General features: G+C 43.4%; 20 protein-coding genes and 1 pseudogene. 5 read left to right on the plus strand and 16 right to left on the minus strand.

Annotated features, from left to right (window positions below; translation table 11 throughout):
• Positions 1 to 45: 45 nt before the first annotated feature.
• The 16 genes from BXY_RS21775 to BXY_RS21850 all read right to left on the minus strand — a co-directional run bounded on the left by BXY_RS21775 (position 46) and on the right by BXY_RS21850 (position 21180).
• A complete protein-coding gene (locus BXY_RS21775) occupies positions 46 to 696 on the minus strand; it encodes a CDP-alcohol phosphatidyltransferase family protein (protein WP_009040796.1) in 651 nt (216 codons plus the stop codon).
• A gap of 103 nt (positions 697 to 799) precedes the next feature.
• A complete protein-coding gene (locus BXY_RS21780; RefSeq protein WP_081104589.1) occupies positions 800 to 1267 on the minus strand; it encodes a GtrA family protein in 468 nt (155 codons plus the stop codon).
• Between the two features lie 14 nt (positions 1268 to 1281).
• On the minus strand, positions 1282 to 1761 hold the full coding sequence (locus tag BXY_RS21785) for a phosphatidylglycerophosphatase A family protein (RefSeq protein ID WP_004326579.1): 480 nt from the start codon (positions 1759 to 1761) through the stop codon (positions 1282 to 1284).
• Between the two features lie 162 nt (positions 1762 to 1923).
• Positions 1924 to 3213, minus strand: coding sequence for an inositol-3-phosphate synthase (locus tag BXY_RS21790; RefSeq protein WP_004300682.1), 1290 nt, complete (start codon positions 3211 to 3213; stop codon positions 1924 to 1926).
• 108 nt (positions 3214 to 3321) lie between these two features.
• Positions 3322 to 5874 (minus strand): DUF5686 and carboxypeptidase-like regulatory domain-containing protein, encoded by a 2553-nt coding sequence (locus tag BXY_RS21795; protein ID WP_032842231.1) that lies wholly within the window; start codon positions 5872 to 5874, stop codon positions 3322 to 3324.
• 97 nt (positions 5875 to 5971) lie between these two features.
• Positions 5972 to 7264: a sensor histidine kinase gene (locus BXY_RS21800; protein WP_134993159.1), complete on the minus strand. Its 1293-nt coding sequence runs from the start codon at positions 7262 to 7264 to the stop codon at positions 5972 to 5974.
• Between the two features lie 54 nt (positions 7265 to 7318).
• Entirely contained in the window at positions 7319 to 8668 is a 1350-nt protein-coding gene (locus BXY_RS21805; RefSeq protein ID WP_008644665.1) for a sigma-54-dependent transcriptional regulator, read from the minus strand.
• A gap of 300 nt (positions 8669 to 8968) precedes the next feature.
• Entirely contained in the window at positions 8969 to 10447 is a 1479-nt protein-coding gene (locus BXY_RS21810; protein ID WP_015532970.1) for a TolC family protein, read from the minus strand.
• A gap of 129 nt (positions 10448 to 10576) precedes the next feature.
• On the minus strand, positions 10577 to 13186 hold the full coding sequence (locus tag BXY_RS21815) for a sensor histidine kinase (protein ID WP_015532971.1): 2610 nt from the start codon (positions 13184 to 13186) through the stop codon (positions 10577 to 10579).
• An 84-nt stretch (positions 13187 to 13270) separates the two neighbouring features.
• Complete coding sequence (locus BXY_RS21820; protein WP_134993158.1) at positions 13271 to 14524, minus strand: ABC transporter permease; 1254 nt, start codon at positions 14522 to 14524, stop codon at positions 13271 to 13273.
• A gap of 29 nt (positions 14525 to 14553) precedes the next feature.
• On the minus strand, positions 14554 to 15843 hold the full coding sequence (locus BXY_RS21825) for an ABC transporter permease (protein WP_008025744.1): 1290 nt from the start codon (positions 15841 to 15843) through the stop codon (positions 14554 to 14556).
• A gap of 96 nt (positions 15844 to 15939) precedes the next feature.
• Entirely contained in the window at positions 15940 to 16566 is a 627-nt protein-coding gene (locus tag BXY_RS21830) for a GIN domain-containing protein (RefSeq protein WP_004311326.1), read from the minus strand.
• A gap of 66 nt (positions 16567 to 16632) precedes the next feature.
• The gene (locus tag BXY_RS21835; protein ID WP_004311327.1) at positions 16633 to 17298 is read right to left on the minus strand and encodes an ABC transporter ATP-binding protein; all 666 of its coding nucleotides are present in this window, start codon (positions 17296 to 17298) and stop codon (positions 16633 to 16635) included.
• Between the two features lie 17 nt (positions 17299 to 17315).
• Entirely contained in the window at positions 17316 to 18563 is a 1248-nt protein-coding gene (locus BXY_RS21840; protein WP_004311328.1) for an efflux RND transporter periplasmic adaptor subunit, read from the minus strand.
• A gap of 232 nt (positions 18564 to 18795) precedes the next feature.
• The gene (locus BXY_RS21845; protein ID WP_004311329.1) at positions 18796 to 20193 is read right to left on the minus strand and encodes an NAD(P)/FAD-dependent oxidoreductase; all 1398 of its coding nucleotides are present in this window, start codon (positions 20191 to 20193) and stop codon (positions 18796 to 18798) included.
• 81 nt (positions 20194 to 20274) lie between these two features.
• A complete protein-coding gene (locus tag BXY_RS21850) occupies positions 20275 to 21180 on the minus strand; it encodes a glucosaminidase domain-containing protein (RefSeq protein WP_004311330.1) in 906 nt (301 codons plus the stop codon).
• Between the two features lie 110 nt (positions 21181 to 21290).
• Here BXY_RS21850 and cdd point away from each other — a divergent pair, with 110 nt between their 5' ends.
• The 5 genes and pseudogenes from cdd to BXY_RS21875 all read left to right on the plus strand — a co-directional run bounded on the left by cdd (position 21291) and on the right by BXY_RS21875 (position 26837).
• Positions 21291 to 21773 carry a cytidine deaminase gene (cdd, locus tag BXY_RS21855; protein ID WP_004304232.1) on the plus strand — a complete coding sequence of 161 codons (483 nt, stop codon included), beginning with the start codon at positions 21291 to 21293 and terminating at the stop codon, positions 21771 to 21773.
• Positions 21774 to 21775: 2 nt separating this feature from the next.
• On the plus strand, positions 21776 to 22615 hold the full coding sequence (locus BXY_RS21860; protein ID WP_015532972.1) for an AraC family transcriptional regulator: 840 nt from the start codon (positions 21776 to 21778) through the stop codon (positions 22613 to 22615).
• Positions 22616 to 22703: 88 nt separating this feature from the next.
• Positions 22704 to 23285, plus strand: a complete 582-nt coding sequence (locus BXY_RS21865) for a DUF417 family protein (protein ID WP_004304234.1) — start codon at positions 22704 to 22706, stop codon at positions 23283 to 23285.
• A 99-nt stretch (positions 23286 to 23384) separates the two neighbouring features.
• Positions 23385 to 24758: an FAD-dependent oxidoreductase gene (locus BXY_RS21870; RefSeq protein ID WP_004311331.1), complete on the plus strand. Its 1374-nt coding sequence runs from the start codon at positions 23385 to 23387 to the stop codon at positions 24756 to 24758.
• 377 nt (positions 24759 to 25135) lie between these two features.
• A pseudogene (locus BXY_RS21875) lies at positions 25136 to 26837 on the plus strand (ABC-F family ATP-binding cassette domain-containing protein).
• Positions 26838 to 26892 lie beyond the last annotated feature (55 nt).

Consider the following 26892-nt stretch of genomic DNA (forward strand, 5'->3'; position numbering starts at 1 on the left):
TAGGATGTACGATGTAAATAGTAAATCGTCCAACAGTAAATTAATTCATTCTTTCATCACTTTGTAGCAATGTCTCACACGAGCAAATGCCGTGATATTGGCAAACAGGGCAACAAAAGCCAGAGGAACAATCATAATCAGGATTGGTTCGAAAACGGTGATATCTTTGAAAACGCCACAGAACAAAGCTCCGAGACTGGTCAGCACTACGCGTTCCGGACGTTGCATGAATCCGACTTTACATTCAATTCCTAAGCCTTCGGCACGGGCACGCACATAGCTTACCATCAGTGAGCCGATTAGTGCCACAAATGCAATGAGGGCATAAAGGAAATAATCTTTCATTGATAAATAGTAACAGATACCAAAGAAAGTCATCAATTCACTATAACGGTCGAGTACTGAATCGTAAAGCGCACCGAACTTGGAACTCATGTTGCCTAGGCGAGCTACACGTCCGTCCATCATATCGAACAGTCCGGCAAACAAAATCACACCTCCTGCCCAGCCGATAATGGCCAAATCGTTCTGTCCGCCATATATGCCGGCATATACAAACATACCTGCCGCTACTACATTCAGGATAAATCCGGTAGTGGTGATAAAGTTAGGAGTGATTCCTATTTTAATCATTCCGCGTATCAGGGGATTGATAATCTTATAAATCAACTGTTGTAAATAATCTCTGTAATTCATCTGTTTAAATCTGTTTATAGCTATTTTTATCTAAATCTTCTGTTTTCTCAATCTGTATATATCTAATTCTTTCGTTTTCTCATCAGTCTTTTCAATCCGTTTTTCAGTTTCTTTTTCCGAACAAACTTCTTATATCTATATTCCGGTAAACAAAAAAGCGTTGCATATTATAGTTCCAGAACAGTGCCACGATGACTGCCACTACCACTTTAGGAATAATGAAAAAATCTCCGAAATACAGGCTAAGTGTGTTGCGTACCCAGGGAATCTTCGCTAATGATTCCGTCAGTGCATACGTTCCCCACGTATTGAGCCAAACACTGCAAACCCATACAAGGATAAATTTTACAGCAACGTGTGTTTTCTTTCCTTTCGATTTAAAAGTCCATTTATAGTTGATAACGCAATTAACGATTCCTCCATAGATAGCTCCCGCCAGGGTGGCATATACATAGTAGACATCAAACAGCCTGACCAGAAGAATCGTAACGAGAAAGTCTGCAATAGTTGCCATTTGAGCAGAAAGCTGCGCCCTCAAAAACATGAAGATGCCGCCTTTCTGGGAAATCATCCGTGCAACTTTTTTCAGCCAATCACCCATCTCGCTCCCACTAACAATATAAAACTATACACTCCCGCCAAAACATCGTCCATCATGACCCCTACCCCACCTTTCAGGCTTTCCATACGACGTATGCCCAACGGTTTGGCTATATCAAAGATGCGGAACAAGGCAAAAGCCGCAATCACGTACCAAAACCATTTGTCATCATTGGGAACAGCCAACAACGGTATCCACACTCCCACCATCTCATCCACTACCACACGCGAAGGATCTTCTCCCCAATAAGTCTCCAGCTTATCGGCAGCCCAAATGCCGGCGAATGTAAATACAATCACCAAAGCGGCAGTCAGCCATAATACCCAAGAGAAAGGAAGGAGAAAATAAAGTGCAATCCAAATGATAGAAGCCAGTAACGCCCCAGCCGTGCCGGGAGCAAAAGGAGAAAAACCGGAGCCAAAGCCCGTGCCTATAAAAACAGGTAGAAAGGGAGGACGCTTCATTTATTACTAATTACTAATTACAAACTACGAGTCGGTTGTGTCACGAGTCCCCCAAACGAATGGGGAATTTGTACAATAAAAAAGTAAAAGTTGAGGTTGAGTATCCACCAGTCTTTATAGGATGGTAAATCTCAATCTCAACTTATTATTTGGGGTTACTGATTAAGCTAAGTAATCAGGTTCTTTTTCACCAATCATGTTACGCAATGTCTGTTTTACCATTCTCCATTGTGTAAACAAGTCGTGTTCGGGCTGATGTTCGAAATCGTGCATCGGGCTCTTGCAGAAGAATGACAACCAAGTCTGGATGCCACACATGCCTGCACGCATTGCCAAGTCGCTGAACAACACAAGGTCAAGAGCGATAGGAGCTGCAAGGATAGAGTCGCGGCAAAGGAAGTTCACCTTGATTTCCATCGGGTAGCCCATCCATCCGAAGATGTCGATGTTGTCCCATGCTTCTTTGTTGTCTTTGCGGGGAGGATAATAGTTGATACGTACTTTATGATAAACATCTCCGTAGAGATCCGGATATTTTTCAGGTTCGAAGATAGTATCAATTACAGACAGCTTGCTGACTTCTTTTGTCTTGAAGTTGTCCGGATCATCGAGCACTTCACCGTCGCGGTTACCGAGGATATTGGTAGAGAACCAACCGTTCACACCCAGCATACGGGTTTTGAACATCGGAGCCAATACGGTTTTCATCAGTGTCTGACCACTCTTGAAGTCTTTACCGGAGATAGGTACATTCTTTTGTTTAGAGAATTCCCACATAGCAGGAGTATCCACACACAAGTTAGGAGCACCCATCACGAACGGAGCGTCTTCTGCAATAGCAGCATACGCGTAACACATACTCGGAGAAATCACGTCTGTATTGTTTTCCTTCATTGCTTTCTCTAAAGCAGCGAGTGACATGTGTTCGTCAGACAGCGGAATGTAAATTTCAGTACTTGCAGCCCAAAGCACCACTACGCGTTCGCAGTTGTTAGCAGCTTTGAAGTCGCGGATATCCTGACGAAGTTGTTCTACCATTTCCCAACGGGTAGCAGCCTTCTTCACGTGTGTACCGTTCAGACGTTTTGCCCAGTTGTGATCGAAAGCAGCCGGCATCGGTTTGATAGCTTCCAACTCTTCTTTTACTCCATTCAGGTCTTTTTCTTTCAAAACCTCGGCGTACATAGCAGCTTCGTATGCGTTGTCCGGGAAAATATCCCATCCTCCGAAAACAATGTCTTCCAAATTCGTCAAGGGCACAACGTCCTTGATGAGTTTTTCTTCGTTGTTCTCCATGCGCATTGTGGCTAACTGTGTAATAGATCCTATCGGTTTTGCCAGTCCCTTGCGAGAGGCTAGTGTACCTACAATCATCGTGGTAGCTACCGCACCACCCACTCCGACTACCAAGACGCCAAGACGCCCGGTAGCGGGTTTAATTTCTTGTTTCATTTCTATTCTATTAAAATTAAACTAAAATTGATGCAAAAATAAGATTAATTAATTACTAATACAGTCTTTATTTGTCATATAAACATTGCAATTAGCAGGATTTAACTTTTAAAAGGTCATGTGGAGACTTATTCTCAAGCCTGATCTGTCAATCCCGGGCGAATCACGATAAGTGAGCCTCCAGATATAGTCCAAACGTAACACCTTGAAAATGTTTTCGATACCTACACCCGCCTCCACATAAGGTGTTTTTCCCATTGTTTGTGTGTTTTCTATCGGAAAAGCGAACAAACCGTCACTCAAAGCCGGGTTGTTTTTATCGCTCAAATGTCCATATAATCCACGACAGGAAACTATTTCCCTCCATTTAAGTTTTTTCAACAACGGCACCCGGTTGAACAACCATCCGTTGAGGAAATAAGTAACATCCCACGAGAAATACTCATCGTTCATAAACTCCATCGCATTCATCAACGAGTAAGATTCCGGTTGGATGGTATAAGAAAGGTTGGCATTAGGCATGATAAGCAGCGGGAAAGGTACTTTATCCCACACTTTACCTGCTTTTAGTATAACGTCCGTATAGCCGAACGCAGAAAACCAGAAGCGTTTCTGAATACCGGCTTCGGTATGATTGTAGGTGTAATCGCTGCCCAACACTCCTTTTCCGGCAATGGTATGCGACAAGGTAAACACCGGTGCATCCAACGATACGGGAAAACGGTTCCATTGGGTCTGGAAGAATTTCTCGTTCGGAGCATAACGCAGTTTCAACTCTGCCGCACTGACAGAGAAATCTTTTACCGGGGTGTAGGTATCTCCTTCTTTCTTTAAAAAAGGAATCAGGTAGGAGGACTCATCTTGCCGTGTACGCGCTGTCAACTGGAAAGAAAAGCCGGAATAAAACTCATTGGTATAGGTCATCTCCGCCTGCCGGAAATAGCCGATACGGTCATCCTTCTCACGTTTCAAGGCCAGGAACACATTGTCTTTGCTTGTATACAGGTAATTTTGTCCGTACTGGTTCACATCTGATTCGTAACGCAATTTCAATGAATGGATGGGAAATTCGTTGGCGTATTCTTTCTTCTTCTTGAAAGAATATTCCAGTTCCGCCAATCCTTTCACTCTTTCATCTTTAAACCCGTAAGCCACATATCCTTTGCCAAACAGGTGCGGATTGAGCCAGGCGGTAGTCATACCTCCGGCACGGATACGGGGTCCTTCCAATGTGTTACCGCTAATAGTGGCATTCATCGGGCCGATATAGAAAAGTGGCGCTTCTTTGGAGGTGGGAATATATCCCGTAAAGAGAATGGAAAGCACTTTCTCCGTCCAATAATACACCGGATAACTGCGTAATTGTGTCATCAGGCGGTCTACCGAGTTTTCCTGCTGGGAGATGGCGGCTTGCGGACGATTCTCCGCCCAGAATGTTTCGGGACGCGACAGGGCTTCCGTCTCTTCAATAATACGTTCGGGTTTGGTAAAGGCTTTGTCGGCTTCGGCAGTCGGCGTAAAGGTGTAGTTGCTGTAATCCGCTACACGACGGGCAAAAATACCGTCCTGTCCTTCGGTCAGTTTAAACTCAACAGTGATACTTTCATGATCGAGCAGGCGTGTGCCGTCTTCGGCACGCTTAAATTCCTGTTCGAGCAACATGTAGTCTACAAAGTTCAGGTTTATCTTTTTGGGAAAGTTAAATACGGCACGTTTGACAAAGTAGGTAGAGTCGAGCGTCACATACAAGTGTCCGTTAAAACCGAAAGACTCGGAATTAAAAGGTGTGAAAGCGAGGTCTGCACAAGGCTCTCCGGCAATCTGCAACGTGTCCATCAGGTAATATTTATAAAAGCCTGTACCGATACGGGACAAGGGACTGACAAACTTATTTGTAAACAGGGAAATGTTGTTTTCGTAAATGTCGACGTCTTTAAAGACTTCATTGATGGCTGCCTGCATCCCTTGTTTAGAGAGAAACTCATCGACACCGGCCTGTTTGCGCCCTTTCACCCATTGCTTCTCGGAACGGGGAGATTTCCGGTAATAGTCTGTGGCAAGCAGTTCACGGGCTGATACCGTCAGAATCGGTTTACCGGTAACGGCTGAAGTATCTACATATTCCGTCAGGAAATCAAATTTACGATATAACCATTTTTTCTGTTTCTCTTCATCGAAGTTATTCAACGCAAAGGTGGTCTTTTCATAACGTTCGCGTTGCCAGAAGTCTTTCTCGTAGGGAGAGTAGTTGTCACGGCTTTCAATCATACGGCGGACAAATTCTACGGCAGGATTATCTTTCTTTCGGTAGTGCTCACGTTTGGGTTTGACTACCACTTCACCAAGCGCGTATTCGGTAGGCGCAAGCGCTACTTTATAGGATGCATTACCGGCAGGGCGAATGGTGCGGACATAGTCATTATATCCGATTACAGAGATTACAAGCACTGCTTCCGAGCGATGGGTTTTGAAGTAAAAGCGTCCGTCGCTTCCAGTAGTAGTTCCTTCGGTCGTGTCTTTTAAGCGTACAGATGCATAAGGCAAAGGCTCTTTGGTCAGAGAATCAGTCACCACCCCTTGTACCACATACTGCGCACAAAGCGGAATACTGATAGCCAATAAAAGAAAGAGCGTCAATGTGCCTTTTTTCATTAATCTCATACCTTAAATCCTATTGAATTGAGCGGGGCAAAGGTAGGAGTGATTTCAAGACAAAAAAAGGTCTATTTGACGGAAGAAATGTTCTTATTTGACACAATTAGGGGAAAGTAATACGGAATCGGGTCAGTCCGTCGGCATAGGTTCGCAAAGAGAATGTACATCCATGACGCATCAGTACTTCGCGAATAAAGATAAGTCCGATTCCCTGTCCGTTCGGTTTGGTAGAGAAGAAAGGACTGAACAGTTTAGCTTCTGTTTCTTTGCTGATCCCCAGACCGTTATCTATCACTTCAACAGTGGCCGGAGCGAGGGTGCGGACTATTATTTCCCCATCGGTCTCAATGCTTTCCGCTGCATTCTTGATGATGTTTACGAGTACTTGCTCAAACAAAGCGGCATCCAGCATCACATCTTTCAGACTTTCGTCTATTTCCATGCGGAGTGTAATGCGACGGTCATTACACATTCCTTCCATAAACCGCTTGCAGGTGAAAACCAAATCATTCAGATTGACAGAAGAAAGTGTCGGTTCGGGGATTTTCACCACATCGGCAAAGCGGGTAATGAAACGGCTCATTGAGAAACAACGGTCGGTACATACACGCATCACGTCGCAGATGTCTTCCATTCCTTCTTCGCTGGAAAGGGCTTGTTCTACCGTATCCAGTGTGGAAGTAATGCCGGCAGTCGTGTTGTTCACTTCGTGGGCAATCATGCGAATCACTTTCTCGTATGCTTTCTTTTCCGCTTTCATCACTTCGTCGGTGAGGGTTTCTACCAAGTAGAAGGGATGTTGAAATCCACGATCAATGAAAGAAGAATGAGTACACCGGTAGATATTCGAGTCGTTCAGACGGGCGGTTACCTTCTCTCCTTTCGGGAGGTTGGCCAATTCCACCGCTAACGGAGAATCAATCTCTTTCATCTTCTTGCCTTGTACGTCTTCCAAACGAACACCCAGCATTTTCAAAGCCATCGGATTCAATTCCGAAAGGTCTTCATCAAGGGAAGTTATAATCACTCCCATCGGAGAAGCTTTAATCAGCAAATCGAGAAAATTATTCTGTTCACGCAGGCGGAGACGTTCATTCTTTAGCTGTTCCATCATGCGGTTGAAGATATTCACCACACGATCGGCCTCATATTGGCCTACAGGGCTAAGACGGCTACTGAAATCCTGCTCACGCAACAGTTCCATACCGCTTCCGATTGTATTCAACGGCTTCACAATCTTACGATAGAAAAAGGTCAGATAAATGAGGATGAAAAGTATCAGCCCCTCCCCTATGTAGAAAAAGATTGTATTCAGTTGACTGGAAAGGAACAGCAATACACTACCTAATGCCAGCAGCAGAAAGACTAGTATGTAAAAGAATCCTTTTATACGCACGTTATCTGTGGTTAACGGTTAATCTTAATATTATTAGGCACGTGCCTAAATTTATCACATTGTTATATTATATTTTTCGAGACGACGATAGAGTGCTGCACGGCTGATACCCAATGCCGTAGCTACCTGACTCAAATTTCCTTTGTAACGGTCCAACGCCTGGAGAATGGTCTGGCGTTCTATTTCATCCAAAGTCATACCGACCAGAGCTGCGCCTTCGGTCACTCTTGCGTCATCGTGGCGAATATACTGCGCATCAAAGTCGGAAGCATCAAGCAGCGGTTTACCACTTACCAAAATGGTACGTTCCACCAAGTTCTTCAATTCACGAATATTCCCCGGATAGGGCAAACGGCTCAAGAATTGCAGGGCATCGGCAGAGAACTCCGTACGGGGCAATCCGTTGGTTACCGCCTGACGGTCGGCAAAATGACGTGCCAGCAAGGGAATATCTTCACGACGTTCGCGCAAGGCCGGCAGTTTCACTGTTATCAGATTGATACGATAGAAGAGGTCTTCACGAAAAGTACGTTCGCCTACCATTTTGCGCAAATCGGCATTGGTGGCTGATACCACCCGGATATCCGTCTTGCGCGGACGGCTGTCGCCGAGCACTTCAAATGTCTGATCCTGCAATACACGCAGTAACTTCACCTGGCACGAAGGGTCGAGATCACCTATTTCATCCAGGAAAATCGTCCCTTTGTTTGCCATTTCAAAACGTCCAATACGGTCTGCGGAAGCATCGGTAAAAGCTCCTTTCTTGTGCCCGAACATTTCACTTTCGAACAGGCTTTGGGAGATACCTCCAAGATTCACTTTCACAAAAGGATGTTTGGCTCGCTGACTGTTGATATGAATGGCCTCGGCTATCAATTCCTTACCTGTTCCGCTTTCCCCTGTAATGAGGACAGAGGCATTGGTCTTTGCTATGCGGGCAATCGTGTTCAACACATCCATCAATCCCTGGCTACGTCCGATGATGTGGCTGCGGTCGAAAGAATCGCTCTGTTCCTGCGTTGGTTCCTGTGGAGTGCCCGAAAGTTGGAGTGCCGTTTCGATGCGTTGCAACAAGGCAGCATTATTCCAGGGCTTCGTTATGAAATCAAAAGCTCCTGCCTGCATTCCTTGCACGGCAAGTTGGATACTTCCCCAAGCGGTCATCAATATCACCGGTGTTTCGGGACGGAATATTTTTACTTGTTTGAGTAGGGTCAAACCCTCCTCACCCGTTGTAGAAAGAGTGAAGTTCATATCCATCAGGATTAAATCCGGAGCTACGGAACGTACTACTTCCATAGCTTCCCGCGGACCGGGAACGGTCTGTGCTTCATATCCTGCCCGCTTCAACATGAAGCTAAGCGAAGAACGCACTGCGCTGTCGTCATCAATTATCAGAATCATAGTTAAAATTGCAAGATTCCTCTACCAAGAAAACTTCTTCTTCTGTTTTTTCAATCTTCCAAGAAGAAGTATTTCTTTTTTTATTTCTTTATTTATAATGGGGGATGAATTTTTCTGTATTATTTACGTATTTTTCATTTCCCGAGTGTTAAAATCGAGTTTCAAAGGTACTATAAATAGTTCGTAATACCAAATGAATCAGGCATAAATACGCAATAGTCTGTTTGCAGACTTGAAAAACTTTTCCCATAATCTCCAGCAAGTTCCTCCATAAGATTCAAAAGTTTTTTCCTAGCCTTTTTATTGCCGGATGATTTCATCAAAATCAGCTTCAAGTTCGGTATTGGTACGAAAATCCCATAGTGTCAGACTGCGAATCTGATAATAATAATACCAATAATAATAAAGTTCGGAAATATGTTTCTGTCTCGCATCATCTTTAGAGTTCTGCGCATCATTCAAATCCAAGGTATTGATTTTACCTATCAGGAAAGTTTCAATACTTGTTTTATATCGTTGCTGGGCTATCGCATCGGCTTCTTTGGCTATGTCCAATTGCTGTGCCTGATTATTGAAATGCTCCACCAACAGAAAAATATCCTGGTTGAAGTTTATCTGTTCCTGACGAATTTTTGAAAGCACTACATCCCGGTTACTCTTGGCTACCCGGACTTTCCCACGGCGTTTTCCCCAATCGAGAATCGGAATCTTAACGCCTACCTGAACAATCTGATTGTCCTGCAAGTTCCTGTAAACGGCCGGAAAATTCCGGTTCTCACCCGTATACCCTACGCTTGCAAACAAATCGACACTACGCAAATTTCCGCGTGCAGTAGCTACTTCATAATCGGCTTCCAACTGGCGGCGACGGATATTCTGTGCAAAAGAATTACGTTCCAATGCTTTATTTAACACCTGATTGTACTCCATCCTCGGGCCATCCACAGCTTCGGGAAGAACCGGGTTTAGTACTTCATCCTCTCCTACTCCCAAAAAGGCACGGAGCTGGAACATCTTGGCATTGAGATCACTCTCTGCTTCCGTCAATGCAGCCTTCGCATTCAAAGCGGAGAGCTTCAACTGCAAGAGTTCATTCTCGGAAATCTGCCCCATTTTGCGTTTGGCAAGGGCTACTTCATAAAGGTGGTCGGCGTTTGTCTGGTTCTGTTTCGCCGTGCCAAGATTTTCTTTTGCCAACAAAAGATTAAAGTAATAAGTGATGGCACGCATCGTCACTTCTTCGGTAGCAGTGATAAAAGCTGCTTTCGCTTCGGCATAACGAACCGGTTCGATGCGTCTGTTCCACTTTATATTATTGACTCCAAAGATGGGTTGTGTAAGTTGTAATGTGACAGGAACCGACATAAAATGCCGGTCTCCTCCGGTTCCCAATTGCTTGATATAGTCGAGAGAGGAAGTCAGCGAGAGTTTACCACCGGTAAGCCAGATATTTTGATCGATAGAAAGATCACCGGTAAGCCCCAATGTGTTATTACGGACGAAACCGTAAGAACCGTCCGAATTTTGATAGGAACTATACGATTTGTTATAATTAGGCAGGGTTCCGGTCAGGTTGACTTCCGGCAGAAGATCGGCACGAAAGGTACGAAATTCCCAATAGGCCGTTTTCAATTCATTCAAGGCAACAGCAGCGTCAACAGATTGAATACGCGCCATAGCAATAGCTTCATTCAAGGTTATTTCCCTTTCCTTCTGTGCCGACAATGCCAACGGCAGGCAAACGGCAGCAAGAGCAAACAATATACTTTTCTTTTTCATTATACACAGTATTTTCCACTATGAGAGAATCAAACGATGTGCCAAAAAAGTAAAGTTTTTATTATCAACAGATTAGAAAATAAGAAAAGTGTCCATTTTCGGACACTATGCCCAAAAGTGAACGTTCGATTATTCGCAGTAGTTAGGAAGGCGCACAGTGAAACGAGTGCCTTTACCTACTTCGGAGGTGACGGAGATGGTACCATTCAGACGTTCGATGATGGTCTGACAAATACTTAATCCCAAACCTGCTCCTTGGGTGAAATTATCGACTTTATAGAATCGTTCGAATATATGACGGATACCTTCTTCAGAAATACCGACTCCGGTATCCTCCACAAAGATGCGGGTGTAGCCGGGAACCTCATCATCTTCATAGCCGAAAGTAATGAAACCGCTGCTCGTAAATTTAGCAGCGTTATTTATCAGATTATTCACGACTTGCTGCAAGCGTACATTATCTGTCGTAAGATATTTCTTATCACTTTCGGGCATACGCAACACCAGTTCTACTCCCGGTGGCATATTCAAGCGTTGAGAATCATGGACGGTCTTTAATAACAGCGGCAGGTTATGCTCGGCGAACATAAATTCCATGGTTCCCGATTCGATACGTGACAAATCAAGAATATCATTAATCAAAGCCAGTAACAGGCCGCAATTCTTATTAATGGTTCCGATAAACTGGGCAATCTCTTCGCTTGTAAAACCACTCGTATCGCTTAGCAAATCGGAGAAACCTACAATCGCATTCAACGGAGTCCGAATCTCGTGACTCATGTTGGCAAGGAACGCCGATTTCAGTTTGTCAGCCTGGAGGGCTTTATCACGAGCCTCTCTCATCTCCTGCTCGGCAGTCTTATATCGCTGGATACTCTGGCAAACACCTAATATATTGTACAATGAATCTTGTGTCAATCCCGTGATTACGGAAGAACGATATTCCCACCATTCATACTCTCCGTTGACATTCCGCTGACGGAAATTCAGACGGGTATTGGAATCTTCTCCTGTCAATGCTCTATTAAATAACGGACTTATTTCCTTCAAATCATCAGGATGGATAGTGCGATCCATTTCATCACGGGAGATGGTAGTAACCGATTCATCGTATCCAAGACGTTTCAAGAAACCTTGCGGGAAAATGAAACAGTTGGTTTCCATATCAAACTGCCACGGATAGATGGAGCTTTCGTCTACTGCCATATCAAAGAAACGCTTCTGCATTTCTTCATTCGAAATATTCCGTGCGGAAAGTGCCATACCGGTAATCGTATCCTTTGAACGGATCGGGACTATTTCCCCCGACACCGGGAAGTATTTATCACTATGCACTTCTTTCATGAAAGCTCCCTGGGGTATCTTCACACTTTCTCCTTTAGCAGCTACCTGCTTCAGCATAGAATGAAGAATATCCTGACCGTTATAATATATCTTGAAGATGCTGCCTGCCATCATTCCTTCATAAAAACGGCCCCCTGACTCATACGGCAAATGCAGCATTTGTAATAAGGAGCGGTTTGTGAAATGAATGTGCAAATCGGTATCATACGTTATCACACCATCACGGATGGAATGAAATACATTATCAAACTCATTACGCTGTTCCACAAGTTTATTCTGCACGAGCAGACGGGTCTGTGCCTGAATCCGTCGTTTGGACTCACGCCGGTTGGCACGCATCAACCACACGATAGAAGCTATCAGCAACGCCAGGATAGACGGATAGAGCAGTATAAAAAGGTATTTATATTTTTCCCAATACGGTTCGTTGACGATGGTTCCGCTAGAGGATACTTTATCAGGGTCAATATGAAAATAATCCAACTGTTTATAGTCATAGATGAATCCCTGCGTGATTTCTGTCACTCCTATTTCTTGGGGAGATGTACCTTTTAAGACTAAAGCAGCCCTTTGAGCTGCCGATAATGCTGAAGCATAACTATCGGAATCGTATGCACAGAATACGCCATTAGTTAACCCCACATTCTGACTCGAAAATACGGGAGCTTTTGAGTTTTTGCCAACGAATGAAAGGAAAGGCGACCATTTAGGAGCAACCACCAGACGTTCGTAGCTGTTACGAGGGTAACAAATAGCAGCAATGATGTGACTCGTTGTATGATTTTGGGTATTATAGACTTTCATTCTATAATCCGGATTGTCTTTTTGAAAGATTTTCCACTCTTCTTCAAAATCTTCAAGGCCTTTGTTACTCAAAAAGCTGTTATCTATCACACATACCACTTCTTTCCGCTGGGGAAATATCTTTTGCGCCTGACGCAATATGACATCAAAATCCGGATTGGCAGTGAACCCGCAAACATTGGGATGAGTAGCAATCAGCTCCATATCAGGATACTTAATGCCGAAAAACACGACCGGTATCTGCAAAGGCAACAAATCTCCACAGGCAAAAAGAGTATAGAAAGCTTCATCACTTGCTGTTATAATCAAATCGGTCTGCCTGTCACGAGCACGCTGACAAAAACGACGCATAATTACTTTCTCGGAGTTGAATGCCCAAAAATCGGCATCAAGATACTCCGTTGTTATATTCACCTTCAGGCCACTTTCTTTAAATCCTTTGACCAACCCCTGATTAAGGTCGCTATGCCAAGGAGTCTGTGAGGTGTATGACTGTATAAACAGGATATTGTATGTACGTTCCGCTGCTGCCGCCTGAATAAGAACAGCAAAAAACAGAACGATAAGCAAACAATAGTAGCGTCGATTCATATAATTAAAGCCTGCGGTGTTTTCAATATTATGCCGACAAAGATACGTTAAATCTATTGAAAACAAACAGATAGCCCAAGTTTTTTATTCTTCGCGCAACGCCTCGGCAGGGTGTATGCGGATTACCTGACGGGCAGGAAACCAAATACCTATAAGAATCATTAAAGACATCAGGAAGTAGGTTATGACAAATGTAATAAGAAAACGCACTACTCCCCACTCCATATACCCTTCAGTCAACTCCAGATGGCCGGTATTATAACAGATGGCGGCGGCAGGCAAAGCAGCCAGAGTCAATAATAGCAATCCTTCTTTATTTAAACGTTGCCAAAGCTGCATCCGGCTGGACCCGACTGCTATACGAAGCGCAGACTCGGCACGACGGTGCTGCGTACGGAACCAGAAGGTGCCGACAATACCCAACAGGATATTAAGCAATAAGAAGCCCATCATCCAGAAACGTACCTGTACCTGATTATAACTTCCTTGCTGGAAGTCATTCCGCAGATCTTCATAATCATGCACTTTCAGGATGAATAAGTTACCGACACTCAACTGGTTGGCGGACAATTTCATCAAATGTTCCGCAAAGTCTCTGGAAGTCCCCGGTTTCACCCGCAGACAAACTTCTACACTCGAAGGATAAAGTTCATCGTCAAGTTCGACCATTATCTTTTCAGGAAATTCAATGGCTACATACCGATCACTGTAGTTAGGCCAAAAGTCATTGTAACGCACCTTCTTCGAAACTCCCCCTATCTTGTACACTTTCGTAGAATCATCCACATCGACCATTTCTTTACCCAACAGCGTACGATCGCCTTTATAATCTTTGGGCCAGAAATTTTCACCAACAACGACATTGCCATTCTTTAAAGCTTGCACCAACGGCTGATAACCACGCCCATCAGCACTTTGATAACGGAAGACCTGAAAAAAGTCAGGGGTTACCGAACGCCGTAGCGGATTACTAACTAATGTATCGATACGTAACATACTACCGGAGTTACTCCCGATATAGGGACGCGCATTATTGGATATTGAAACGGCCTCCACTTCCGGCAATCTCCGGAGACGATTAGTCAACTCGATAATATCTTGTCCTAAAGATGTACTCTTTTGCTCTTTCGAAAGATAGGAATTACTCTTGTCGTTTTTCAGGCTTAGTTCCAAATAATACGTATCGGTAATATCAAATCCTACCGGTTCGTAATAAGTACGCGCTGTCACATACGTCCAGTCGACCACATACCACAGGACCACAAAAACAATTAATAGTTCTGACCACAACCACCCGTTTGACCGGCGCTCGTTCCATATTTGTTTTAATAGTTGCATTTTCTTTAGAATTTAGATGAGTTGAAGAATTATCTTTCGTTGATGGCATCCACAATATTGGTGCGAGTTACTCTCCATGCCGGAATGGCGGCACTTAATAAATTGAGTAGGAAGCAAGCCAGAAATGCCAGCAGGAATACGGTAGGATCGAACAGTAAGTCTACACACATGGTCCGCAAATCTTCCACCCCATTGGATACAAAGTCTACGGAGAAAAGCATTCCTCCCAAAAGGAAAGCGGCGACATAACTTAATACCAGTCCGAGAATTCCTCCGAACAGGGAATAAAGCATATTTTCAGATAGTACCTGCATCATAAGCTCCCGTCTGGGGGCACCAAAGGCTTTTCGCACTCCTATTTCGGAGATACGCTTACGCATGCGTGACAAAGTAAGTCCGGACAAGTTGACGGCAGGAACAATCAACAAGACAAGTAATGTCAGTATGTATTGCCGTACTGCTTCTTTCACAGCAGGAGGATTGTTGGCGGAATAGCGTTGCGCGGCTACGAAATAAGTATCAGGCTGTCCGCGATAGAGTAAATCGAAATTGGGATGCCCTGCCATAAAGATAGCCCGCAAGCGGTCTGCCTCCTGACGAATAGCCGGAAAATCGTCTTTCGATTTAGCCAGTATATAGACGGCAGTCATACCCATGATATTGTCATCGCCCCAAGTGGCTGTGAAGGCACTTGTTGAACTCAAAGGAATCCAAACTTGCGCATAGGCGTATTTCGCCAGTTTAGAGACCGGACGTACCACTCCGCAAACAATATAAGCCGAATGATTCAGAAGGAATGTCTTTCCAACCACTTCTGACGTTCCGAACAAACGGCGAGCCATATCTTCGGAAATCACAGCTTTTGCTGCTCCGGCATCAAAATCGGCATTATCATACGGTTTACCGGATAGAAACTCAAATTCAAATATTTTCCAGAAAGCATCGTCTGTTTGCAACACACTACAACTTTCCATCTCACCTGCCGGTTTAGCAGCCAGCATTGTTTCCTGCCAGATATTGGTTATGGAAACAACTTCGGGAATTGTCATTGCTTTGAAACAAGCCTTTGCCGTATTGTATCCGATAGGGCCATTGCTTTGCCAATTCACGTTGGACTTACTTTGAAGTCCGGCAAACCGGAAAATAAGCATCCGGTCACGATGGGTTTCCGGTGCAAAGGGAGCAATAGTCGCACGTAAAGTAATCACAATTACCATTATCATAGCAATAGCCAAAGCTGTACCAATAATGGAAATAGATGAAAGCAGTTTATTTTCTCCCAACAGATGGAATGCTTGTTTAAAATAGAGTTTTATCATGATCGTTACCAGTATAGAGTTCAGTATATTTCTTACTCGTCTTTTTTATTCTTCTTCGATTAGGTTCCACAGAAGTTCGTCAAAGAACGTTCCATATTAGAAATTCCATCCCTTCTTTGTTATATCCTTACATTTCAGGTTTTTGTAATTGATTTTACCAACACCATCCTTTTTAAAGAATGCAGTATCAGTCTTACCCGATAAAGTGATATTACCTACTCCATCCACTTTAGCCTTGATAAGGCCACAGTCAACATTCATTTTCATATTGCCTACTCCGTCGACATCGAGTTTCAGTTCATCGCAATGAAGATTTTTCACGTTGCAATTTCCCACTCCGTCAAGTTCGAAAGCTATATTTTTAAGATTCAATTTTTCCTTTGCATCAAAGTTCCCTACCCCGTCGATTTTCACTTTACTCAAATCGGGAGCAGTGATGTAAAAAATCAGATTCTTGACATTCTTTACGTTCTTCTCTTTATAATCGATAACCAGTGTGCCGTTCTTCACCGTTACCCGGGTTTTCTCTACAAATTCAGAAGGCCCTCCCAAACGGCAGGTACATTCTGCCGATTGAGCGAAAATAATATTTCCGACAGATTGCAGGTTGATGGCAAAGAAGTCGCCTACATTATAATCTTTACTCACATTTTGTGCCGATAGCGAACAAAAAGCAACACTTAACAGGACAGCTATCGCAACGATAAAAATATTCTTTGTCATGGTGGTTTTTAATTTAGAGAGATATTAATCTATTTTCTATTTAGTTTTATGTATAAAACGCAGGTTCTACTGCACCTGACGTCCGTCAAAGAAACGGATGGTACGCGAAGTCTGCTTCGCCTGTTCTTCATTATGGGTAACCATGACGATGGTGCGTCCGTCTTCTTTATTCAGTCGGTGAAGCAGTTCCATGACTTCGGCTCCCATCCTTGAATCCAAGTTACCTGTCGGCTCATCGGCAAGGATTATTTCGGGATTACCGATAATAGCACGGGCAATAGCTACACGTTGGCACTGCCCACCGGAAAGTTGTGTAGGAAAATGTCTCATACGATGGCTTAACCCTACTTTTTCCAATACCTCTTGCGCCAACCGCTTTCGCTCACTACTGCCAACACGGCGATAAAGTAAAGGCAACTCCACATTATCCATCACATTCAACGAATTAATCAAATGAAAAGACTGAAACACAAAACCAAGCGTTTTATTACGAAAAACGGCCAATTCTTTGTCTTTCATTCCTTCGGTACGTATTCCATTGATTTCCACTATTCCCATGGTAGGTGCGTCAAGTAATCCCATTATATTCAACAATGTAGATTTTCCGCACCCGGAAGGTCCCATTATACTTAGGAATTCTCCACGTTCTACCGTCAGATTCACATTTTCCAACGCTACCGTTTCAATCTCATCAGTACGATAAATTTTGGAAAGAGAGTTCAATGTTATCATAACTTCTAGTATTTAAATTATTTAATCTTCAGCTTATTCTTGTTCTTATATGCACTCATATCGCTTACCACTACCCTGTCACCCGGTTGCAATCCACTCAAAACTTCTACATATTCAAAGTTTGAATCACCCAACTGTATCTTACGTTTGACCAGTTCATTGTCAGAGTTGCAGACAAACAATTCGTATTCACCACGCCCCACATAGAAAGAGCCATTGGCAACACGCATCACATCTTCCTTCACGGCATTCATCACATAAACATCTGTCTTCAATCCGGAGCGCAGACGACGGTGATTATCTTCCTTCAACTGAACCGTGAATGATATGACGCCATTCTTGGATAACGGTGTTACACTGCTGACCGTTCCTTCCAGTTTATCGCTTCCTATCTTAACAATTGCTTTTCCTCCAGCTGCCACACGGTCGCCATACGTATCAGCAATCTCGCCTTCTACCTTAAAATGACTTAAATCGGAAATGATAGCGACTTGTCCGCCTTCGGAAACCTGCGCACCAATCTGGTTATTAATATAGGTAAGAATAGCTTTGCGCGGAGAACGGATTTGCGCATCATCCAAAGTACGTTTCTTTTCGGAAAGGCTCTTGCGGAAGATATTAAAATCAAGCTCCTGAACTTTTAGTTCGGCAGCAGCTACTTCCTTCTCATTTTTATATTGTTGCTGAAGTTGTTCGTACTCTAATTGAGCCACATTATAGCTCAATTCAGCCTGGCGTACCTTATCCGTTGTTCCTGCACCGAGACTGTCCAGATAGTGTTCATTTCTCAACTCCACTTTCATACGACTCAATTTCATTGCCGAAACTTTAATCTGCATCGCCATATCGGAAAGCTTCGTCTGATTATTGACACGAAGCTGATCGAGCTTATACCGACGCATCTGCTCTTCGTCCAGCAACTTTTTATATTCGGTTTCCGTACTCTGAAGATCTAGTTTCAGAATCGGAGTACCTACATCTACGCTATCTCCTCCTTTTTTATAAACTTCAAGAATACGACTGTTGATTGGAGAATTGATTATTTCTTCAAATGCAGGAACCACCTTGCCGGAAGCACTGACACTTACCTCAATAACTCCTGTATCGACTGTGGAAAAGACAAGATCTTTTGCCTCCACTCCTGCCCTTAGTACAGATATAAGTACACCAATGACAACAATACTTGCCACCCCGATGGATGAATAACGAATGATCTTCTTGTTACGTTCTTTCTGACGTATTTCTTTAGGAATTTCTCTGTCCATATCTGATCGTTTACGATTTTATCATGTATCAATTTAGCATTTCATATACCAAATCTATGCCAAAATCATAAGTAATTGATAAATAGAATGTAACAAAAAACAAGGGTGTCCGATATCGGACACCCTGTACGAATTTACTGTTCAGAATATGAATCTATCCACCTGTCGGCGGAAGGTCAGTATACCTGGATAATGCCGGATTGTCAACTACGGTATAATGACTTCTCATTGACTATTTTTTCTCTTGTTCGGAAGCTTGCTGAATCTCCTGCGGAGAGTGTTGCTTCGGTTCCTGTATCAGTTCTTTTCCCCAATGGGTAGTTTCCTCCACCTTTTCACGATCACGAATCTCTTTTGCTTTACGGGCATAGACAATCATACGCATAGACTGATCGTAAGTGAAATAATTCCATACCCAATTCAAGAGTACAATAACCTTATTGCGTACTCCAAGGATAGAACGCAGATGAACAACGAGCCACATCACCCAGGCAAACCATCCCTGCATCTTTACTTTACTAAACTCTGCTACGGCACGATTGCGCCCGACAGTCGCCATCGAACCTAAATTGCGGTAATGGAAAGGTTTCATTTCCTGTCCTTTCTCCATACGAATCAGATTCTTTGCCAATAGTTCTCCTTGCTGGATCGCCACTTGTGCCAGTTGAGGATGCCCGTTCGGGTAATTTTCATCAGCTAACTGAATACATTGGTCGCCAATAGCAAACACATTATTCATCCCTTCTACACGGTTAAATGAATCGACTTTAATACGTCCTCCACGCCCAATCAGAGAGGCATCCAGATTTCCGATAGTCACACCGGTGACACCACTCACCCAGATAAAAGTACGCGTGGCAATCTCTGTACCATCTTCGAGTACTACTTTATGGTCACGATAATCCACAACGCGTTTATTCAACAGGATATTTACTCCCATTTCACGGAGAAACTGTTCAGCATGTGCAGATGATTCTTCCGACATTCCGGCAAGCAATCGCGGCCCGGCTTCAATCAAATAGATGTGCATCAGACTGCTGGACATATCAGGATAATCATTCGGCAAGACAAATTTCTTCATCTCGGAAAGTATTCCGGCTACTTCTATCCCGGTAGCTCCACCTCCCACAATTACAATATTCAATAACTCTTGTTGTTCCTGCTTCGTTGAACAGGTCAGCGCTCGTTCCAGATTAGCCAGAAGAGCGTTTCGCAATCCCATCGCTTCTGACACATTTTTCATCGGCATGGCTTCCTCTTCGATATGTTTATTACCGAAATAGTTGGTTGTAGTACCTGCTGCTAACACCAGATAGTCATATTCTGCTTTTCCGATGGAAGTCTGTATCATATTCTTTTCCGGGAAAATGGCACGTACTTCCGCCATACGGAAAAAGAAATCTTTCCGATGCTGGAATATTTTACGGAAGGGGAAGGATATGGAAGTTGGCTCCATACCAGCCGAAGCCACCTGATAAATCAAAGGAGGAAACTGATGATAGTTGTTTTTATCTATCAATACGACTTGAAAGCCTGACTTTTTCAGCTTGTTAGCCAGTTTCAAGCCACCGAAACCACCGCCTACTATGACGACACGTTTCTTATTACTTTTTGCAATGTTTAGACTCATATTCTAATCATGTTTTATCAAGATAATAACACATGAATGAGTCATTAAGTTTCCGAAATTCGAAACTTTTGAGAGAAGTCTCTACCGCAGACGCAATCTATCTCCGATTTCCGGAACATACTCACCATCCTTACGATTCATCTTATACAGATTTTTGAGGCGGATACCATATTTTTGAGAGATGCCATGCATGGAATCTCCATCTTTCACAACATATACAGTATAAGGTTTGGAAGCCTTTTTCTTCTTGCTCTTCAGGTAGATGATATCTCCTTCCATCAAGGTATAATCACGCTGCAAGTCGTTGTACTTCACAAGTTTCCTCCAACTAATATCGAATTCCTTGCCTAAATCTTTAAAGGTATCACCGTTGCGGGCTACCACATAAGCAATATCATTAGCGATATACACCTGATGCGGGCTCATCAACCAAGGATTCTTTTTCAGTTTCCGTTCCGAATATACCCCCTTACGGTCGTATTTATACAAGTCATAATCTTCGATAATTGTAATCAGACGATTAGCATAAGAAGGATCGGTAGCATAGCCTGCTTTTTTCAGTCCACGCGCCCAGCCTTTATAATCGGTGATGTCCAGTTTAAAAAGAAAAGCGTAACGGGCACCTCTTCTAAGGAAGTCGGAATGATCTTCGTAAGAGTCACGCGGATGCTTATAAGCACGGAAACATTCGTTACGGGCATCATCATCATGACGAACCGTACGTCCCCGCCAACTGCCACCACACTTAATACCAAAGTGGTTATTACTCTTTCGTGCCAACTGGCTGTATCCGGCACCGCTTTCCAGCAATCCTTGTGCCAATGTAATACTCGCCGGAATCTTATGAAGCTTCATCTGTTCAACAGCCAAATCACTATACTTATTTATATACTCGACGTAACGGGCATTCCGTTTCTGTGCCTGCACTCCTACGGCAAAGAAAAAAACAACGGTTAAAAAGATAAGTCTATGCAGTTTATTCTCCATTTTTATTCAGATGTGAATTAGATGGCACAAAAATCTGAAAAATAATTGGGATTATCAATCTCTTTCCTAACTTTGTAACATTAATTGTAGAAACCAATACCCTGACGTATATGAAAGACCTCACAATTACCGCTATTATTAAAGTATATCAATATGATGAGTTGAATGAGGGCGATCGGTCACTTATAAAGACTGCCATGGAGGCAACAGCTCGTAGTTATTCTCCGTACTCCCATTTCTCCGTAGGTGCCGCTGCGCTATTGGGCAACGGGACAGTAGTGACAGGAACCAATCAGGAAAATGCGGCCTATCCGTCGGGGCTTTGTGCAGAACGTACTACCCTATTCTATGCCAACTCCCAATATCCCGACCAACCGGTTGTCACTCTTGCCATTGCGGCACGAACGGAAAAGGACTTCATCGACCATCCGATTCCTCCCTGCGGTGCTTGCCGGCAAGTGATTCTGGAAACGGAAAAGCGTTACAAACAACCCATCCGCATCCTATTATATGGCAAAGAATGTATCTACGAAGTAAAAAGTATAGGCGATCTACTGCCGTTATCATTTGACGCATCAGCAATGGAGGATTAATTATGTTACAACAATATCACACGAAACTAAAAGGAACACTCGCACTTACAGACTCTTATCTGACAGAAAAAGCACTGCAAAAAGAAAAAGGGCTTTATAAATTTATATGGGTACGCAACGGAAGCATCACAGTAGAAATCGACCATCAGGAAATGATACTTACCCAAGATGAAGTGATTTCACTCACTCATCTGCAACACCTCGAATTTAAATCGATTGATGGTGAATACCTGACTTTGTTGTTCAACAGCAATTTCTATTGTATCTATGGCAACGACCATGAAGTGTCATGCAGCGGTTTCCTGTTCAACGGTTCTTCTCACCTGATCCGTTTTACCCTGAATGAAAAAGAACGTAAAGAACTCGACACCATTACCGAAGCACTGGAAAACGAGTTTACCGTTTCCGACAGCCTGCAGGAGGAGATGCTACGCATCCTGCTAAAACGTTTCATTATCCAATGTACCCGAATTGCACGTCACCGCATGAATATCACCCGTGAAAAAGAATCCGGTTTTGAGATTGTCCGCCAATACTATAACTTGGTCGACGAGCATTACCGGACGAAGAAACAGGTGCAGGACTATGCCAATATGTTGCATAAATCTCCCAAGACACTATCGAACATCTTTTCTACCTGCAAACTGCCTTCGCCGCTTCGGGTTATCCACGAACGGGTGGAAGCGGAAGCTAAACGTCTCCTGCTTTACAGCAACAAAAGCGCCAAAGAGATTGCCGATATTCTGGGATTTGAAGACCAGGCTTCTTTCAGCCGTTTCTTCAAAAATATGACTGGACAGAGCGCCGTGCAATTCAGAAACACACAGGAAGGGAAAAATTGACAAGGCATACGGAAGTATTGCTATTTTGGGGGTAGTGGAAATGGACGACCTTTGCAACATAAGATAAACCCATTAAAACCCCAACAAAATGAAAGAGAAATTGATCGCTTTACTGACCTTCACTTCAAGTCTGAAAAGTTTTGGTATGAAATTTATCCGCGTTGCCATCCTGGTAGTATTTGTATGGATAGGCGGATTGAAGTATTTCCATTATGAAGCCGACGGGATTGTTCCGTTTGTTGCCAACAGTCCTTTTATGAGTTTCTTCTATGCTAAAGGTGCACCCGAATACAAAGAACATAAAAATGCGGAAGGTGCTTTTGTCCCGGAAAATCGTGCATGGCACGAAGCAAACCGCACTTATACTTTCTCTTACGGACTGGGAGCTCTTATTATGGGGATCGGCATACTGGTATTCTTGGGAATCTTTTTCCCAAAAGTGGGATTGGCAGGCGACACCCTCGCCATTATCATGACGCTCGGCACACTTTCTTTTCTTGTCACCACCCCGGAAGTCTGGGTTCCCGACTTGGGAAGCGGAGAATTCGGTTTCCCATTACTATCCGGTGCAGGGCGGTTGGTGATTAAAGACATTGTGATCCTGGCCAGTGCCGTAGTGTTATTATCCGACTCGTCACAACGCGTACTCAAAACACTTAAAAAAGACTAAGACAACCACTAAAGAGGATTCTGACTTCTTGCCATTGCGGAACAAATCGTATTTTCAGACTGTTATATAGTCTCATACAAATCATTAATACAAGAAGTTATGAAACAATATGATGCAATTATTATAGGATTCGGCAAGGCAGGGAAAACCCTGGCTGCCGAACTTTCCAACCGCGGATGGCAAGTGGCCATCGTAGAACGTTCCAACATGATGTATGGAGGAAGCTGTCCGAATGTAGCCTGTATCCCAACAAAGACGCTGGTGCATGAAGCCGAGGTTTCCGCTTTGCTTTACCACGATGATTTTCCGAAGCAGGCGAATATGTACAAACAGGCCATCGGCCGAAAGAACCGCCTCACTTCCTTTCTTAGGAATGATAATTACGAAAGACTAAGCAAACGTCCTAATGTGACTATCTATACTGGAACGGGGTCTTTCATATCCGCCGATACCATAAAAGTGGAACTTCCCGAAGGAGAAATCGAACTGAAAGGAAAAGAGATATTTATCAACACGGGGTCTACTCCCATTATCCCTGCAATAGATGGTATTCAGCAAAGTCAGCACGTATATACCAGTAGTGCGCTTTTGGACTTAAGTGTACTTCCTCATCACCTGATTATCATAGGTGGAGGATATATCGGACTGGAGTTCGCTTCTATGTATGCCGGTTTCGGCAGTAAAGTGACGATACTCGAAGGAGGAAACAAATTTATGCCTCGCGAAGATCGGGATATTGCAAACAGCGTCAAAGAAGTGATGGAGAAGAAAGGTATTGAAATCCATCTGAACGCTCGTGCACAGTCTATCCATGACACGAATGACGGAGTGACACTGACTTACTCGGACATATCCGACGGTACTCCTTATTATGTAGATGGAGATGCCATTCTTATCGCAACGGGACGTAAACCGATGATTGAGGGATTGAATCTGCAAGCAGCGGGTGTAGGAGTTGATGCTCACGGAGCTATCATCGTAAACGATCAGTTACGCACTACTGTTCCTCATATATGGGCAATGGGAGATGTGAAAGGCGGATCGCAATTTACATATCTCTCGCTGGATGATTTCCGGATTATCCGCGATCAGCTCTTCGGCGACAAGAAACGTGATATCGGAGACCGTGATCCTGTGCAATATGCAGTGTTTATTGATCCGCCATTGGCACATATCGGAATCAGTGAAGAAGAAGCTCTGAAAAGAGGATATTCATTTAAGGTTTCCCGGTTGCCGGCTTCCTCCATCGTCCGTACCCGTACATTGAGGCAGACAGATGGTATGCTAAAAGCTATCATCAATAATCATAACGGGAAGATTATGGGCTGTACTCTATTCTGCGCCGATGCTTCAGAAATCATCAATATCGTAGCTATGGCGATAAAAACAGGGCAAACCTCTACATTCTTGCGCGATTTTATCTTCACGCATCCCAGTATGAGTGAGGGATTAAATCAACTGTTTGATGTATAAGAATAAGAAAGAGTATAACTCACTTCTAAAACAGAGCCTCTGAATAGGGTAAACAGAGGCTCTATTTGGAGTAATCGGAGGCTCTGAATGAGGTAAACGGAGCCTCTAAATAAATGAAATTCATTCTTTTTCAGTCTTAATAGAGTGAAATCTAATAGAAAGTGTTATCTTTGCCGCCAAGTTAAACTATATACCTACCGCAATGAGAATTACTAAGTAAGACAACACTTCTAAGTAAACATCACTTTTCTTATATGCTTTTTCTATTTTGTTAAGCATCACGAAATCCGTGTTGTTTAGCCAGTATTGTGTTTGTCGTTCCCCCTATCCTGTGTTTTTTTTCACTCTATTTTCAACCTCAAACCCAATAGATCGTCATGTCTATCAGTATCCAACAAATCAGCTATATCCATCCGGATAAAGAAGTATTATTCAGTGACCTCAATTTCGCCATCAGTAAAGGGCAGAAATTGGGATTAGTCGGTAACAATGGTTGTGGCAAATCTACTTTGCTACAAATTATTGCCGGACAGTTATCACCCTCTTCCGGTGTCATTGTCCGCCCGGACGACCTATATTATATCCCGCAACATTTCGGGCAATATGATTCACTGACCATTGCACAAGCTCTTCAAATAGAGCGTAAACAGCAAGCTCTGCACGCCATCCTGGCAGGAGATGTCTCAAACGAGAATTTCACCATTCTAAATGATGACTGGAATATCGAAGAACGTTCCATCGCCGCTCTCGATTTATGGGGATTAGGACAGTTTACGCTATCCTACCCGATGAATCTGCTTAGTGGCGGCGAAAAGACCCGCGTATTCCTGGCAGGTATGGACATTCATCATCCATCTGTCATACTTATGGATGAACCGACCAATCATCTCGATTCTTCCGGCAGACAACGTTTATATGACTGGGTAGAAAAATATCGTTCCACCCTGTTGGTGGTAAGTCATGACCGCACCCTGCTCAATCTTCTCCCCGAGATTTGCGAACTAAAGAAGCATCAAATCAATTATTATGGCGGAAATTACGAATTCTACAAAGAACAAAAAACGCTGATGCAGGAAGCATTACAACAACGTATTGAAGAAAAAGAAAAGGCACTACGTATTGCCCGTAAAGTGGCTCGCGAAACGGCCGAACGCAGGGACAAACAGAATGTACGCGGCGAAAAGAGTAATATAAAAAAAGGAGTTCCACGCATTGTATTGAACGCACTCCAAGGGAAATCCGAGAAGAGCACCAGTAAACTGACTGGCGTTCATCAGGAGAAAGCCGAGAAGTTAACAAATGAACGCAACCAGCTTCGAGGTTCGCTCTCTCCGACTGCTGCATTAAAAACCGACTTCAATAGTTCCTCGCTTCATACCGGGAAGATATTAGTGACAGCAAAAGAGATTAACTTCAGTTATCATTCCAATTCGGTTAACAATGATATTCTGACGAATGATGAAATAAATTCGTCTGACACAGGTTATCATCCCAATCCGAATAGCAATGATATTCAGGAAAATAGTATCTCAAAACAACAGCTTTGGCAAGCTCCTGTCAGTTTTCAGCTAAAGAGCGGAGACCGCCTCCGTATAGAAGGAGCCAACGGTAGCGGGAAGACAACTCTATTGAAATTAATCACCGGCCAACTTCAACCACAGGAAGGAACCCTGACACGGACGGACTTTAGCTATGTCTATTTGAATCAAGAGTATTCGATCATTGACGACCGGAACAGTATTCTTGAACAGGCTTACGCTTTCAACAGCCGGAATCTGCCGGAGCATGAAATAAAGATTATTCTAAACCGTTACTTGTTTCCTGCATCCGAATGGGACAAAATCCTGCCGGAAACTTAGTGGTGGTGAGAAAATGCGTCTCGCTTTCTGCTGTCTGATGATTAGTAACAATACCCCTGATATGTTTATCCTGGATGAACCTACCAACAATTTGGACATACAAAGTATTGAAATTATCACTGCTACTATCAAAAATTATGCAGGTACTGTGATAGCAATCTCACACGACAATTATTTTATTCAGGAAATTGGTGTCGAACAATGCATTTTATTGAGTTAGTCTATTGATATTTTATCCAGGGCAACCGCACCAAAATTTAATTCATATCCGCACA

This window comes from Bacteroides xylanisolvens XB1A (assembly GCF_000210075.1).
Classification (GTDB): domain Bacteria; phylum Bacteroidota; class Bacteroidia; order Bacteroidales; family Bacteroidaceae; genus Bacteroides; species Bacteroides xylanisolvens.

Excerpts from the sequence above, each read along its gene's own strand:
- BXY_RS21835 (WP_004311327.1), bottom strand. The coding sequence starts at position 17,298 with ATGATAACATTGAACTCTCTTTCCAAAATTTATCGTACTGATGAGATT.
- BXY_RS21810 (WP_015532970.1), bottom strand. The coding sequence starts at position 10,447 with ATGAAAAAGAAAAGTATATTGTTTGCTCTTGCTGCCGTTTGCCTGCCG.
- BXY_RS21775 (WP_009040796.1), bottom strand. The coding sequence starts at position 696 with ATGAATTACAGAGATTATTTACAACAGTTGATTTATAAGATTATCAAT.
- BXY_RS21780 (WP_081104589.1), bottom strand. The coding sequence starts at position 1,267 with ATGATTTCCCAGAAAGGCGGCATCTTCATGTTTTTGAGGGCGCAGCTT.
- BXY_RS21845 (WP_004311329.1), bottom strand. The coding sequence starts at position 20,193 with ATGAGTCTAAACATTGCAAAAAGTAATAAGAAACGTGTCGTCATAGTA.
- BXY_RS21785 (WP_004326579.1), bottom strand. The coding sequence starts at position 1,761 with ATGAAGCGTCCTCCCTTTCTACCTGTTTTTATAGGCACGGGCTTTGGC.
- BXY_RS21795 (WP_032842231.1), bottom strand. The coding sequence starts at position 5,874 with ATGAGATTAATGAAAAAAGGCACATTGACGCTCTTTCTTTTATTGGCT.
- BXY_RS21840 (WP_004311328.1), bottom strand. The coding sequence starts at position 18,563 with ATGGACAGAGAAATTCCTAAAGAAATACGTCAGAAAGAACGTAACAAG.
- BXY_RS21820 (WP_134993158.1), bottom strand. The coding sequence starts at position 14,524 with ATGCAACTATTAAAACAAATATGGAACGAGCGCCGGTCAAACGGGTGG.
- BXY_RS21815 (WP_015532971.1), bottom strand. The coding sequence starts at position 13,186 with ATGAATCGACGCTACTATTGTTTGCTTATCGTTCTGTTTTTTGCTGTT.
- BXY_RS21865 (WP_004304234.1), top strand. The coding sequence starts at position 22,704 with ATGAAAGAGAAATTGATCGCTTTACTGACCTTCACTTCAAGTCTGAAA.
- BXY_RS21850 (WP_004311330.1), bottom strand. The coding sequence starts at position 21,180 with ATGGAGAATAAACTGCATAGACTTATCTTTTTAACCGTTGTTTTTTTC.
- BXY_RS21860 (WP_015532972.1), top strand. The coding sequence starts at position 21,776 with ATGTTACAACAATATCACACGAAACTAAAAGGAACACTCGCACTTACA.
- BXY_RS21790 (WP_004300682.1), bottom strand. The coding sequence starts at position 3,213 with ATGAAACAAGAAATTAAACCCGCTACCGGGCGTCTTGGCGTCTTGGTA.
- BXY_RS21825 (WP_008025744.1), bottom strand. The coding sequence starts at position 15,843 with ATGATAAAACTCTATTTTAAACAAGCATTCCATCTGTTGGGAGAAAAT.
- BXY_RS21870 (WP_004311331.1), top strand. The coding sequence starts at position 23,385 with ATGAAACAATATGATGCAATTATTATAGGATTCGGCAAGGCAGGGAAA.
- cdd (WP_004304232.1), top strand. The coding sequence starts at position 21,291 with ATGAAAGACCTCACAATTACCGCTATTATTAAAGTATATCAATATGAT.
- BXY_RS21830 (WP_004311326.1), bottom strand. The coding sequence starts at position 16,566 with ATGACAAAGAATATTTTTATCGTTGCGATAGCTGTCCTGTTAAGTGTT.
- BXY_RS21805 (WP_008644665.1), bottom strand. The coding sequence starts at position 8,668 with ATGATTCTGATAATTGATGACGACAGCGCAGTGCGTTCTTCGCTTAGC.